Raw genomic sequence first — 12,562 nt, 5'->3', positions numbered from 1 at the left:
CGCACCGCTTCCCGAACAACCACCCGAACCCAAAACAAAACTGCCCAACCAAGCCCCCAACAACCCACCTCCGCACAACCCACCTCCGCACAACCCACCTCCGCACAACCCACCTCCGCACAACCCACCTCCGCACAACCCACCTCCGCACAACCCACCTCCGCACAACCCACCTCCGCACAACCCACCTCCGCACAACGCGCCAGCGCCCGGGAGCGCGGCGCCTCCGGCCCGCAGAAGCAACCCCGGCAGCCTTCAGTTCTCAACGCCTCATCCCAGCTCCAAGCTCCAAGCTCCCAAGTCCCAGCGGGACGACACGCATTAGCCGGTGCGCGTAAGCCACCGGACCACAACCACCAACAACCCGCGTCCCGGGGGGCCGCCACGGTGCCCAAAACCCCTCAAACCCCCGAGCCCCGAAATCGCCATCTCCCAAGCCCCGGAAACCCGCACCTCCGGGCTTGGCAGCCCGGAATCAAAACTTGTTACAATGTATGTAATGCGGAATTTAAAATTCGGAATCTCATTGACCTGCTCTTTGCTGGCATCGGCTTTTCCGCTTTGCTCTGCTCCCCCGCACTTGCAGTCCCGTTCAGCTCTGTGCTTACTCCGGCATTATTTCATGCCCTAGAAGTCTGATCGTCCTCTAGGGCTATCACTTACCCCTTTAAAACCGTGGACGATAGATGGAACTCGGAAGTTCTCATGGAACGCTTCAATTCCGACATGGAGGATTTCGAGCGCGATATGGGCATTGATCCCGGATTTTTCAAAGTGCTCGCGAAAGAGCCTGACTGGGCTTTCGTGGTAAAGCTTCAGGCTCTGATGGAGTCAGCAATAAATTCACTTCTGCGCGAGCATTTCCATGAACCAAAAATGGAGGCATTTCTAGGTGTGCTGACTTATAACGGCGGCGCAGCAAGCAAGCTGTCGCTAGTCAGGGATTTGGAGCTACTACCCAATGAGCTCCTCAAGTTCTTCACGGGACTCGCCTCCATTCGGAACAAATGGGTGCACGGGGTTCGAGACGTTGATAATACTCTCCAAGCGCATTACGAAGCGCTCCCCCTCCCTCAGCAAAAGCAATTTCTCGACAATATTTCTTGCTTGGTCGATACAAGATTACCTCTCAAAAACACAATCCGGGACCTCATCGAAGCGGGCGGGTTTCATGCCATCGTGCTTTTGTTTACGTGGAGAAAGGTGCACAAACTCACGAAGGGAGCGACCAGAGACGAGTGGCTGCACTTTATAGAAGATTTCGTAACCAAGACGAAAACTCCTGATTAATTGGCTAACGTTGCCGAATAAATTGGACCAGCACCTTTCGCCTCTTTGTGGTGATCCGGCCTAGCAACCGAGTAATATAGATAGCGGACGCCGGTGAGAATGAGAGAGCACACTATACTTCGCTATCACCAGTTTGATCTCGATTGGCGGCATGCGCTCGAAGAGACGAGGAAACGAGTTCCTGCCCGAAGGATGGGCAGGAACTGTTCAGTAGGGGGAGCGCATAGCCTCAGTGGTGCTTCAGACAGCAGGACACTCAGGAAGACTCAGCAGGTTGTTGGGTTCATCGCCGTCGCTAATTGTTTTGAGATACTTATTCCCGTAGCGGCTTTTACCGACGATCACATCCACCTCGCGGTTATTTGCGCTCACGAAGAACGCCCATTTCCCCGACTCGATGCCTTGGATTGCGTCTTGTTGACTGATTCTCCATCGAGCCCCATTGTCGAATCCTCCTACATGCGTGATGCGTTCGTAGGGATTGTTTCTTTCGTCTTTGTTGATACACCTGATTTGGAACCTTGCGGCCATATGATCCTTATTGGTTTGGTTTGAGATCCAGAGGACTTGCTCCTCTAGATGAGCACCACTTTCGCAATAATTGTTCCAAGCATTATTACCCATGAATAGGTTGATATAAATTTAAGAATTCCGCCCCCTGAGGCGAGCTGAGATTTCAAAAATCAGAGTTGCCAGAAACTCGAAACTAATTCACTTAGCCGCGGATGAATTAATATTTTAAAAGATGCTTGTGATTTTAGTTTCGGAGAATTTCACGACGAATATCGCTATTCCGGTGTCATCGTAAATCACATGGGACATATTGACTCATATCGTGAAAAATTGATCGGATTTAGGCGCGCTGATTTGACACAATTAGTTTGGACCACCAATCGAAGCGAAACGGCTCAAACTCCTGAAGGAACTAGGCAAGCTTCCAACCATACTGAATGGGTGAAAGGCCGGAAGACAGGAGGCTTGAATCCCATTCGCGTCGATTAGCGTCCATTCGCGGTTCTCAATACCAAGTGCGGCCGACCTGCCTCCCCCCACCCTTGACACCCCGCCCCCCTCCACGCAAAAACCCGGCGTTCAATGCATAAGACGCTTCACCTTTCGTCCCCGCCGCCGCCGAGCCTCTGAGCCTCGGTGTTGATAAAATTAGGCGGGCGCAAGCCCATGCGAATCACGGACAGGACCGCTTGAGTCCGATTGGCGCCTCCGGTCGGCATGGGATGATGATCCCTCGCTAGGGTGCGCATGCATTCACTCACGCATCCTGCTGCCGACCCGGGCTGTCCGGCTGCAGAAAGGTGAGTTGAGAACATGAATTCAAAGTCTTCCCGATGGGCGGCCTTCGCCGCGATGTCGACCTTCGTACTGCTCTGGGGCAGCGCGGCAATCTTTACCCGCTGGGCCCTCGATCACGGCTCGGTCTTCGCGGTGCTGATCCTGCGCTATGCGATGGCGCTCGGTGCCCTCCTCCTGATCGGCCTGCGCGGCAGACGCTGGCTACCGGCGGCGGGCACGCGTTGGCAGGTCGCCGGGACCGGCGTCCTCCTGATCGGCGGCTACTCGGTCTGCTACTTCCAGGCGATGGCCCATGGCATCACCCCCGGCCTGCTGGCGACCCTGCTCGGGATTCAGCCGATCCTCACCCTGCTCATCACCGAGCGGCGCTTCTCCTCCTGGCGTCTATTGGGCCTCGCCCTCTCCTTGGCCGGGCTGATCCTCGTCGTCTACCAGAGCCTGATCCTCGCCAAGCTCTCCGCCACCGGCATTGCCTTCGCGCTGGCTGCCCTGCTCTGCATGACCTCCGGGGCAATGCTCCAGAAACGCATCAAGCAAGCCCCCGCCGAAGTCCTGCCGCTCCAATACGCGGTCACCCTCCTCCTCTACTTGGGCTGCGTCCCCTTCCAACCGCTGCACTTCGATCCCGGGATCCACTCGCTCCTCCCCCTCCTCTACCTGGGCTTGGTCATCTCCGTCGGCGCCCAACTCCTGCTCTACCGCCTCATCCAGACCGGCAATCTCGTCAATGTCACCAGCCTCTTCTACCTCGTCCCGGTCGTAACCGTGATCCTCGACTATCTCGTCCTCCACAACGCCATGCGCCCGCTCGCCATCGCAGGCATGGGCGCGATCCTCGCCGGACTACTCCTAGTCTTCCAAGTCCGCCCCCGACCCTAACAGACCCGAATCAACAACAGGCATTGGATGGTGAGCTTCACCATCCAATGCCTTCCTAGACTGGATCCTATCCATTCCATCGATTTGATCATATCCTGCCTCCTGCCAGAACCCGCATCCAAGTCCCCATGCCGGACCCACCGAAAATCCCCCTGCTCCATCCCTTCCCGATTCTTGAGATTCCTACGGATCTCGCGGCTTGCCCATGGGCTCGAGCAACTCTCGGTCTCGACGGAGAGGAACTTCGCGGAGCCATCGCCGGACATTTGCCCCTCCCCGCCGATCCTGCTTTGGCCCGCCTGCGGGAGAAGCTCCTGACCTACCACCCCGCTGGCATCGTCACCTATTCATCCCGCAGCTACCTTCAGCTCGACCACCCGGAGATCGACAAGGAAGACGAGGGCATCGGAGAGAGCTACTACCTCGGCTACCCCGCCCTGCGTGAGGAGGTCGCAGCCGCGATAACCGACGCTCTCCATACCCTCGGCATCGCCGGCGCCGTCAGCGCAGCACTCATCGAGTTCTACGCGCTCTTCCCCGGCCTGCGGGAGGACTTCCAATGTACCGGGCACTTCATTCAACCGGGCGAATGGCACACCCTCGGCAGCATGCTTTCCGACGTCCCTGACATCATTCCCCAGGAACCATGGGCCAGCGCCATTTGCCTCTACCACGCACGAAACGGCGATGACGTCGTCCTGAGTTCATCGGGCGAAGTTGCGTGGTACTGCATCGCCGAAGCCGAAATCATCCCCATCGCTTCCGACTTCAGCGGCTTCCTCGATTACCTCATCGGCTATCTCGACCTACGGTGGCCACTCGACTCATACGGTCCCGATTAGAGCCCGCAGTTCTCTACCGGTTCTCGCGCTTTTTGCGTCTTTTCGCGGCTAAGATCCCCACATCTTTTCTCCCGCGCCCCCACCTCTCAAACGCTCGCGATCAACTTCCCCGCGATCGCCCACATCACCAGCGCGATCACTCCCTCCAGCACCCGCCACGCCGAGGGCTTCGCGAACAGCGGCCGCAAGCGCGTCGCCCCATAGCCAAGCGAGAAGAAGAACAGGAACGAGCCCGCCACCGCCCCCGCCGTGAAGGCCCCGCGCGACCCCGCAAACTGCGTCGAGACCGTCCCCAGCAGCACCACCGTATCCAGATACACGTGCGGGTTCAGCCAGGTGATCGCCAGACAGGCCAGCAAGGTCCGCCCCAACTCATCCTCCCGCCCGCCGGCGGCCTCCACCGCCATCGCCTCCTTCGACCGCAAGGCCGAGCGCAGGCTCTTCGCCCCGTACCAGATCAGAAACGCCGCACCGCCATAGCGCATCACCGGATCGATCCACGGCAACACCGCCGCCACCTTCCCGAAACTCGTCACCCCCACCACGATCAGGATCGCATCCGACAGCGCACACGCCAGGCACACCGCAAAGACATGTCGGCCCCTCAACCCCTGCCGCAGCACGAACACATTCTGCGCCCCGATCGCCACGATCAAACTCAGCCCGATACTCAGGCCCGCAATGAAGCTGGATAGATCCATCATGATCTCGGCAGCACAGCCTCCATGCTCCAATCCACAACAGACCGCAAGCCCATCCAGCATCATCCAGCCCCATCAACAGGCTCTACAAATTTCGCGCTCTTTTGCGTCCTTTCGCGGTTAAAAAACTCCCCTTTCCTCCCCACCACCAGCCTCCAACATCCGCTCCCGGTTTTCGGGCCTTCTGCGCCTCTTCGCGGCTAAGATCTCCCCTCGCGTGCTCTCCCCATTCGCGTCCATTAGCGCCCATTCGCGGTTAAAAACTCCCATCCCCCGCGACCTGATCCGGAACGGGGAAATTTCCGATTTGCGGCCGGCAAGCACTCTCCCCCTGCCCTCTCCCCGCCTGCTCTGCTATCCTCACCTAACAACTCGCATCCGCCGCACCTAAGTTTTCCAAAACGACAGACATTTCATGACCTTTCCGCCCACGCCTCTCCCCAAGGCCGATCCCTTCAGCCCTACCCCCTTGCAGCTCCCGCCCGCCCGCAGCGCTTACTCCGCCGGGATCTCGTCCGAGACGGGCGGCTTGCTCTTGTCGTGCCGGTCGTGGCGGATGTCGCGCGCCTGATCGAGGAAGACCGCGTCCTCCCCGATGTTCTTCGCCAGATCACCGATCCGCTCCAGCGAACGCGCCACGAAAACCAGATGCAGGTAATCCTCCGCCTTCTCACCGCCCTCTTCCAAGCGCGAGGTGAAGGAAGCGATCAGCCGCTTGTGCATCTTGTCCAGATCCTTGTCCCGCAGTTGCAGCGATTGGCCCAGCTCGGCATTGCGATCCGTGTAGGCGGAAAGCGCGTCGCGCAGCTGGTGGTCGGCCAGCGCGTAGAGCGGCTCCAGGAAGGTTACCTCCGGGCACTCCGGCCGGGCGAGCATCTTGCGGGCGCGCTTGGCGATGTTCGTGGCGTGGTCGGAGACACGCTCCAGGTTCGCCGCCACCTTCATCGAGGTGATCACCAGCCGCAGGTCGCTCGCCACCGGGTGGAAGCGCACCAGCGTCTCCATACCGATCCGGTCGATCCGCAGTTCGGCCTCGTCCACCTCGTCGTCATCGGCGATCGCCGCCTTGCACTTCTCAAGGTCGCGGGACATCAGCCCCTGCATGGCGCGTTCCAAGTTCAGCCGGGCCTGGCCGGCCATGGAAATCACCTCGTTGCGGAGGCTGGCAAAGGCTTGATCGAATTCGCGCAAAATATGTGGGGTATCCGAGTGCATGGGAGGAAATCAGCCGAAACGGCCGCTGATGTAGTCGAGAGTGCGTTTCTGGACGGGGTTTTCGAAAATCTTCCGGGTCGTGTCGTATTCGACCACTTCCCCCAGGTAAAAGAAAGCCGTCCGGTCCGAAACCCGCGTGGCCTGCTGCATGTTGTGCGTCACGATCACGATCGTGTAGTGCTCTCGCAGGCTCAGGATCAGGTCCTCCACGTGCGCCGTGGCGATCGGGTCGAGCGCCGAGCAGGGCTCGTCCATCAGGATGATCTCCGGATCCACCGCCATGGTGCGGGCGATACACAGGCGCTGCTGCTGGCCGCCGGAGAGCCCGGTGGCGATGTCATTCAGGCGGTCCTTCACCTCGTCCCACAGCGCGGCGCGGCGCAGCGACTTCTCCACCACCTCGTCCAGCGCGGACTTCTTCTTCTCCCCCAGCGTCCGCGGACCGTAGGCCACGTTGTCGTAGATGCTCCGCGGGAAAGGATTGTACTTCTGGAATACCATCCCCACATGGCGGCGGAGTTGGACCGGGTCGATCGCCTTGTCGGCGATGTTCGCGCCCTCGATGATGATCGAGCCCTTGGTCACCCGCGCACCGGGAACCAGGTCGTTCATGCGGTTGAAGCAGCGCAGCAGCGTCGTCTTCCCGCAGCCGGAGGGCCCGATGAAGGCGACCACCTCGTTGCTCGGGATATCGAGCGAGACGTCCTTAAGAACCTTCTTGTCCCCGTAGGAGAAATCGACCCCCTTCACTTGGATGGCCGGAATACCCGCGGGTGCCGGGTGGCTGGCAGGAGGGGTCGCGGGGGCTTCGTGCGTCATCGGCTCGTGCGTCTGCCGTCTCCGCGGCGGGGCTTCGGTTACCAGTGGCATGGCGGCTTGTAAAGGTCTCGCCGCCCCGCGGATCGGGGCGACCGGAGGCACTGTGGCAAGGAAATCGAACCGTGCGGCTTGCCACGTGTGACGTTTTCGCCACATATCGCGCCGGAAACCTTTCCCATGATCTCCATCCAACGCCTGTTCGGCAAAGAGGACCGCTTTTTCGACCTGCTGATCGCCAGTGCCGAAGAGGCGCGCCAGAGCATCGTGGGACTGACCCACATCCTGCGCCACGAGAAGGCTCCCTCCCTCGGGGAATTCGCCGAGGTCCGCAAGAAGGACAAGGCGATCACTCAGGAAATCAGCGACTTGCTGGTGAAAAGCTTCGTCACCGCCCTCGAGCGCGAGGACATCGAAGCCCTCTCCACCGCCCTCTACAAGATCCCGAAGACTGTCGAGAAGTTCGTCGAGCGCTACCTGATCTCGCAGGAAAAGGTCGCCACCACCGACTTCAACCGCCACGCCGCCATGCTCGATGAGGCCACCGGCCTCGTCGTCCAGATGATCCAAGCCCTCCGCAAGGGGATGGACATCGTGAAGATGAAGGAGCTGAACGACCGCATGCAGCAGATCGAGGGCGACGCGGACAAGCTGATGCTCGACTGCCTCCGGGATCTCTACAGCGGCAAATACGACACCCTGCACGTGGTGATCGTCTCGAACCTCTACGACCTCCTCGAAAAGGTCTTCGACCGCTGCCGCGACGTCGGCAACGTCGCCAAACAGATCGCCTACAAGAACTCCTGAAGCGCCACTCATGACGCTCATCCTTGTCGTCATCCTCGTCGCGCTTGCCTTCGAGTTCATCAACGGCTTCCACGATACGGCGAATTCCATCGCCACCGTGGTTTCCACCAAGGTACTGACCCCGCGCCAGGCGATCATGCTGGCCGCCGTCACGAACCTGATCGGTGCGCTCGTCGGTCACGCGGTGGCGAAGACGGTGTCCTCCGGCCTGGTGGATTCGCAGTTCGTGAACTCGCAGACGATCATCTGCGCCCTCTTCGGCGGCATCGTCTGGAATTTGCTCACCTGGTGGCTCGGCCTGCCCTCCAGCTCCACTCACGCCATGGTCGGCGGCCTCTGCGGCGCGACCCTCGCCAATGCCCAGAACCACTGGGACGCGATCATCTGGTCGCAGGAGAAGGTGAAAGACGGCAAGGTGGTGATGGAAGGCGTCTATCACAAGGTCATCATCCCGATGATCGGTTCGCCGGTGATCGGCCTGGTCGGCGGCTTCCTGATCATGACCCTGCTCTACGCGCTGCTGCGGAATGCGCGGCCGATGTGGGTGAACCGCTTCTTCGGCCGGGCACAGATCTTCAGCGCCAGCTACATGGGCTTTGCCCACGGCCTCGCCGATGCCCAGAAGACGATGGGTATCATTACCCTCGCCTTGGTTACCGCCACCACCGCCGGTTCTTTTGAGCAACTCCCGTCCGCTTTCTCCTTCCTGAAGATGGAGAAGACCCCCGCTGCCGAGCAACTGCTCCTCACCGTCATCGACGGCAAGCATACTCAGGAGACCGCCGCCGCTCTCGAAACCGAAGGCTTCAAGATGCGCTCCGGAGAATTCCGCGAAGCCTTCCTCTCCCTGGCCGCGGAGGTCCACGAGGATCTTGGTGATGCGGAGGGCGCGGCCCGTTCCCGCACCGATGTGCAGCAAGACTACGATGCCAACGTGGCGAAGGAGAAGGCCCGCATTCTGACCAAGATTCCTATTCTCGGCCCGATGGTTGCTGTCAAATACACCGAGTGGCCCAAAGCTCTCGCGGCGGCTGGCGACCACGCCGAGAAAGCGGGTAAGCCCGCCCTGCCAGCGATGGCAAGCAAAGTGCGAGAACTCGCACCGGACGTGCCCGCATGGATCAAAATCGTCTGTGCCCTTGTCATGGCGGCCGGCACCTCCGCCGGTGGCTGGCGCATCATCAAGACCATGGGACACAAGATGGTGAAGCTACAGCCCGTCCACGGCTTTGCAGCCGAGACCACCGCCGCTACCCTCTTGGCTGTCACCGGAAAGTTCGGCATGACCGTCTCCACCACTCACGCCATCACCACGGCGATCATGGGAGTGGGCGCCACGAAGCGCTTCAGCGCGATCGACATGAAGATCGTGCGCAAGATTCTCGGCGCCTGGGTGCTCACCTTGCCTGCCGCCGGCGGCGTGGCCTACGGCACTATGTGGCTCTGGCTGAAGATCGCGGGCTAAGCGGGCACCGGACCCGTCTCCAGACTGGAGGCCTCGGTGATCGTGCCGTCCTTGATTACGAGACGCCGGTCACCCCGCGTGGCCAGATTCTCGTCATGCGTAACGACCACCAAAGTGGTTCCACTCTCAGCGGCTAAACCGAGCAGCAGGTCCATCACCTCCTTGCTGTTCCGTGAGTCCAAGTTGCCGGTCGGCTCATCCGCGAAGAGCACCGGCGGATGATTCACCAAGGCCCGTGCAATCGCGACCCGCTGCTGCTCACCACCGGAAAGCTCTGCCGGGAGATGCTCCGCGCGATCCGCGAGACCGACCCGCGTGAGTGCCGCCAGAGCAGCCTCCGAGGCGTCATGACCCCCGATTGCACCGGGCACGAGCACGTTCTCCAGCGCTGTCAGTTCCGGCAGCAGCATGTAGTTCTGGAAGATGTAGCCGATCTTCGCGTTACGAAAAGCCGCCTGCTTCTTGGGCCCCAGCGAGTAGAGATCCGTGCCATCGATATGGATACTCCCTTGTTCCGGCCTTTCCAAACCCGCCAAAGTGTAGAGCAGCGTGGACTTCCCCGCCCCGCTGGGTCCGCAGAGGAAGATCCGCTCGCCCCGTTTGATCGCGAGATCGATGCCATGCAGCACCTCGATGCTCTTCTTCCCGATGCGGTAGCTGCGGTGCAGGTTGGTGGCTTGGATCACGAAGTCGGACATGAGCTCAAGAGGTAGGAAGAGTGACAGCGAATGCTTTGCGGGAAAATTGGATCTTCTCGTCCCGTGTGTCGAGTGGATGGCTGTTCGAGCGATCCATGGCGGGTTCGAGGCGGCGCAGAAGGCCGACGCCGTTTGCGAGCTGGATGGCGAGGCCGGGCCGGGCATTGACCTCGATCATGAGCGGACCGAGATCTTCATCGATCATGATGTCCACGCCGAGGTAGCCTAGGCCGGTCATCTCGTGGCAGGTGACGGCGATGTCCAAGATCGCATCCCAATGGGGAAGCTGGACGCCGACGACCGGAGTTTTCAAATCGGGGTGACGCTCGATGGGATGGCCGTGATGTACGGCTCTTACCGTACGACCGCTGGCGAGATCGATGCCGATGCCGATGGCTCCCTGGTGCAGGTTCGCACGGCCGTCGGACTCCCGTGTGGCTGCGCGGAGCATGGCCATGACGGGATAGCCGCGCAGCATGACGACGCGAATGTCGGGAGCCCCTTGGAAGCTGATCTCGGTGAGCACTTTGGCCGGGTGCACCCGATACTCGATCAGCGCGACATCCCGCCTGCCACCGAGACTGAAAAGACCGGCCAGGATGTTGGAGCAGTGGTGCTTCAATTCATCGAGGCTAAGACGGTTGCCGCTAGGCTTGATGAACCAGTTGCCCTCCCGTGCGACGATAACGACGACCCCCTTCCCCCCTGACCCACGCGCGGGTTTGATCACGAACGATTCGCGCCCTTTTAGGAAGCGGTCGAGCACCGCGGTATCGTGCGGACTCTGAACCACCCCATAGGTCTCCGGCACTGCCATTTCATGATCAAGCGCGAGCTGTTTCGTGCGGATCTTGTTATCGACGAGATCGTAGAGTCTGCGCGGATTGTTCGGCAGCAAGAAGCGCGCGTTGCGCATGTTGATGCCCACCACACCCATCGCGCGGAGCTCGGAGGGAGTGCGGATCCAGCGGTGCCACCAGCGTTTCATCAGACCTCCTTGAAATCGCGGAAGCGGAAGAGCTCCGAGAGACGGTAGCCGGTGTAGCGGCCGATCAGGATGATCAGGGCCAAAAGCACCAGCAGGAGTTCGGGGAAGTAAAAGGCGAGATACTTTACCTGTCGGATGCTCATGAAAGCGAAAGCGATGACGGCGACGAGAAGCGATCCACCGACCTGCATGAGCGCGCTGCGTTTGCCCTCCTCTTCCCAGATCAGCGACATGCGCTCGATGGTCCAAGCAAGGATGATCATCGGGAACAGAGTGATCCGAAGTCCATCCAGCATGCCGAGGCGATAGCTGACGACGCTGAGGATCATCATGAGCAGGGTGACGATCACCACGCAGGCGGCCACGCGCGGGACCACCAGCATGTTCAGACGCGAAAGCAGGAAGCGGAACCAGAGGCCCGCGGCGACGATCACGGTGAACATGATCAAGCCACTTTCCAGATTCATCTCCAGGAGAGCTAGGGCGAGCAGCACCGGCATGAAGGTGCCGAGCGTGGCGATGCCGATGAGATTCCGCATCACCACGACCACGAAGGCGCCGAGCGGGATTAGCACCACATAGCGGAAGACATCGCGCTCGGATGCCGGGAGACCGAAGATGGTGGAAACCAACAAAGGCGAGTTCCGCAGGCTGGCGAGCTCGTTGGGCCGGATGAAGTCACGGGTGACCGTGAAGGAGAGCTGGGAGGCATCACCGCCTGTCACTTCGAACAAGGCGTCGCCCCCGCGGTGCCAAACAAAGATCTTCGAGGGATCGAGCGTGGATGCCGGATCATCCGGATCGCGGACCTTCCAGTAGGCTCCGTCGTAGTATTCGACCAAGCGGGTCGGTTGCTGGCCGCCACGCGCCTCCTCCAACTTCACCCCGTAGGCGATCCGTGCAGGAACGCCTGCCATGTTCAGCAGATCAATGCCGAGCACCGTAAGCGCTCCCCTGCCCGACTCATCCTCGTAGCGGGCGCGCAGCAGACCGATCTCCTGAGATGTCTGGATCGCCGTGATCTCGCGGAAAAGGCCGACAAAAAGCGAATCTGGATCGGCAGATACCGACTTGGCGCGTTGGATCACGCGTTTCGCGGCATCGTCCATCGATCCGGAGAAACCGGGATTCTCCGGCACCGGGAAGCCTCCACCCGGATGAGTCAGAGGCTCGCCGCCACTCTTTTTCCGCTCCGGGAAATTGACGCGATAGTAGAGTGCTTGGTTCTCGCTCTGCTTCTCGGAAGTCCAGACGGCGGTATACTCGCCCTGATCCTTCTCGACGTAATAATTGTAGCCGACGGAACCGGCTTCGGGGCTCAAGCCTTCATCGACGGCGGCCGAAGGAATCGAGAGTTCGGCCCGGACCTTCCCGCCATCGGCGATGAAGGTGAGCTTGGCCTCGATCATCCACTCCGGCGGCTTGTCGCTGGCGCTGATTGGAAGGCCGAGCTTGACGCTCTTATAGGCGGCGATGCCTCCGCCGATCGCCGTGAGGATGAAGACGACGAGGAGCAGCTTGATGCGGGATGCCATGGGGAGCCGCGGGAA

At 60.4% G+C, this 12,562-nt stretch carries 12 protein-coding genes; 5 read left to right on the top strand and 7 right to left on the bottom strand.

Annotation, left to right across the window (positions count from 1 at the left end):
• The first annotated feature begins 705 nt into the window (after nucleotides 1-705).
• Complete coding sequence (locus tag OJ996_RS11520) at nucleotides 706-1,290, top strand: hypothetical protein (protein WP_264513732.1); 585 nt, start codon at nucleotides 706-708, stop codon at nucleotides 1,288-1,290.
• Between the two features lie 240 nt (nucleotides 1,291-1,530).
• On the opposite strand, the gene OJ996_RS11515 is transcribed toward OJ996_RS11520, so the two are convergent.
• Entirely contained in the window at nucleotides 1,531-1,821 is a 291-nt protein-coding gene (locus OJ996_RS11515) for a DUF3892 domain-containing protein (RefSeq protein ID WP_345783786.1), read from the bottom strand.
• Between the two features lie 795 nt (nucleotides 1,822-2,616).
• Between OJ996_RS11515 and OJ996_RS11510 the strand changes: the two genes are divergently transcribed.
• The gene (locus OJ996_RS11510; RefSeq protein WP_425605559.1) at nucleotides 2,617-3,480 is read left to right on the top strand and encodes a DMT family transporter; all 864 of its coding nucleotides are present in this window, start codon (nucleotides 2,617-2,619) and stop codon (nucleotides 3,478-3,480) included.
• 128 nt (nucleotides 3,481-3,608) lie between these two features.
• Nucleotides 3,609-4,322 carry a hypothetical protein gene (locus OJ996_RS11505; RefSeq protein WP_264513729.1) on the top strand — a complete coding sequence of 238 codons (714 nt, stop codon included), beginning with the start codon at nucleotides 3,609-3,611 and terminating at the stop codon, nucleotides 4,320-4,322.
• 86 nt (nucleotides 4,323-4,408) lie between these two features.
• Here OJ996_RS11505 and OJ996_RS11500 read toward each other — a convergent pair whose 3' ends face one another.
• The 3 genes from OJ996_RS11500 to pstB form a co-directional block, all read right to left on the bottom strand.
• A complete protein-coding gene (locus OJ996_RS11500; RefSeq protein ID WP_345783785.1) occupies nucleotides 4,409-5,023 on the bottom strand; it encodes a LysE/ArgO family amino acid transporter in 615 nt (204 codons plus the stop codon).
• 495 nt (nucleotides 5,024-5,518) lie between these two features.
• Entirely contained in the window at nucleotides 5,519-6,238 is a 720-nt protein-coding gene (phoU, locus tag OJ996_RS11495) for a phosphate signaling complex protein PhoU (RefSeq protein WP_264513727.1), read from the bottom strand.
• A 9-nt stretch (nucleotides 6,239-6,247) separates the two neighbouring features.
• Nucleotides 6,248-7,057 carry a phosphate ABC transporter ATP-binding protein PstB gene (gene pstB, locus OJ996_RS11490; RefSeq protein ID WP_425605560.1) on the bottom strand — a complete coding sequence of 270 codons (810 nt, stop codon included), beginning with the start codon at nucleotides 7,055-7,057 and terminating at the stop codon, nucleotides 6,248-6,250.
• Nucleotides 7,058-7,234: 177 nt separating this feature from the next.
• On the opposite strand from pstB, the gene OJ996_RS11485 reads away from it, so the two are divergent.
• Both OJ996_RS11485 and OJ996_RS11480 read left to right on the top strand, forming a co-directional pair.
• On the top strand, nucleotides 7,235-7,861 hold the full coding sequence (locus tag OJ996_RS11485) for a DUF47 domain-containing protein (RefSeq protein ID WP_264513725.1): 627 nt from the start codon (nucleotides 7,235-7,237) through the stop codon (nucleotides 7,859-7,861).
• A gap of 10 nt (nucleotides 7,862-7,871) precedes the next feature.
• Nucleotides 7,872-9,326, top strand: a complete 1,455-nt coding sequence (locus OJ996_RS11480) for an inorganic phosphate transporter (protein ID WP_264513724.1) — start codon at nucleotides 7,872-7,874, stop codon at nucleotides 9,324-9,326.
• Here OJ996_RS11480 and OJ996_RS11475 read toward each other — a convergent pair.
• Genes OJ996_RS11475 through OJ996_RS11465 form a run of 3 tightly spaced genes read right to left on the bottom strand, consistent with a single transcriptional unit; the run spans nucleotide 9,323 to nucleotide 12,547 of the window.
• Entirely contained in the window at nucleotides 9,323-10,024 is a 702-nt protein-coding gene (locus OJ996_RS11475) for an ABC transporter ATP-binding protein (RefSeq protein WP_264513723.1), read from the bottom strand. The genes OJ996_RS11480 and OJ996_RS11475 overlap by 4 nt on opposite strands.
• Before the next feature lie 4 nt (nucleotides 10,025-10,028).
• The gene (locus OJ996_RS11470) at nucleotides 10,029-11,012 is read right to left on the bottom strand and encodes an alpha-L-glutamate ligase-like protein (RefSeq protein ID WP_264513722.1); all 984 of its coding nucleotides are present in this window, start codon (nucleotides 11,010-11,012) and stop codon (nucleotides 10,029-10,031) included.
• Entirely contained in the window at nucleotides 11,012-12,547 is a 1,536-nt protein-coding gene (locus tag OJ996_RS11465; protein WP_264513721.1) for a UUP1 family membrane protein, read from the bottom strand. Before OJ996_RS11465 ends, OJ996_RS11470 begins: the two co-directional genes overlap by 1 nt.
• Nucleotides 12,548-12,562: the final 15 nt, after the last annotated feature.

Origin of the sequence: Luteolibacter rhizosphaerae (genome assembly GCF_025950095.1) — a bacterium.
GTDB classification, from domain to species: domain Bacteria; phylum Verrucomicrobiota; class Verrucomicrobiia; order Verrucomicrobiales; family Akkermansiaceae; genus Haloferula; species Haloferula rhizosphaerae.
This window is presented reverse-complemented; position numbering and strand designations above follow the sequence as displayed.

Excerpts from the sequence above, each read along its gene's own strand:
- OJ996_RS11520 (WP_264513732.1), top strand. The coding sequence starts at position 706 with ATGGAACGCTTCAATTCCGACATGGAGGATTTCGAGCGCGATATGGGC.
- OJ996_RS11515 (WP_345783786.1), bottom strand. The coding sequence starts at position 1,821 with ATGGCCGCAAGGTTCCAAATCAGGTGTATCAACAAAGACGAAAGAAAC.
- OJ996_RS11510 (WP_425605559.1), top strand. The coding sequence starts at position 2,617 with ATGAATTCAAAGTCTTCCCGATGGGCGGCCTTCGCCGCGATGTCGACC.
- OJ996_RS11505 (WP_264513729.1), top strand. The coding sequence starts at position 3,609 with ATGCCGGACCCACCGAAAATCCCCCTGCTCCATCCCTTCCCGATTCTT.
- OJ996_RS11500 (WP_345783785.1), bottom strand. The coding sequence starts at position 5,023 with ATGGATCTATCCAGCTTCATTGCGGGCCTGAGTATCGGGCTGAGTTTG.
- phoU (WP_264513727.1), bottom strand. The coding sequence starts at position 6,238 with ATGCACTCGGATACCCCACATATTTTGCGCGAATTCGATCAAGCCTTT.
- pstB (WP_425605560.1), bottom strand. The coding sequence starts at position 7,057 with ATGACGCACGAAGCCCCCGCGACCCCTCCTGCCAGCCACCCGGCACCC.
- OJ996_RS11485 (WP_264513725.1), top strand. The coding sequence starts at position 7,235 with ATGATCTCCATCCAACGCCTGTTCGGCAAAGAGGACCGCTTTTTCGAC.
- OJ996_RS11480 (WP_264513724.1), top strand. The coding sequence starts at position 7,872 with ATGACGCTCATCCTTGTCGTCATCCTCGTCGCGCTTGCCTTCGAGTTC.
- OJ996_RS11475 (WP_264513723.1), bottom strand. The coding sequence starts at position 10,024 with ATGTCCGACTTCGTGATCCAAGCCACCAACCTGCACCGCAGCTACCGC.
- OJ996_RS11470 (WP_264513722.1), bottom strand. The coding sequence starts at position 11,012 with ATGAAACGCTGGTGGCACCGCTGGATCCGCACTCCCTCCGAGCTCCGC.
- OJ996_RS11465 (WP_264513721.1), bottom strand. The coding sequence starts at position 12,547 with ATGGCATCCCGCATCAAGCTGCTCCTCGTCGTCTTCATCCTCACGGCG.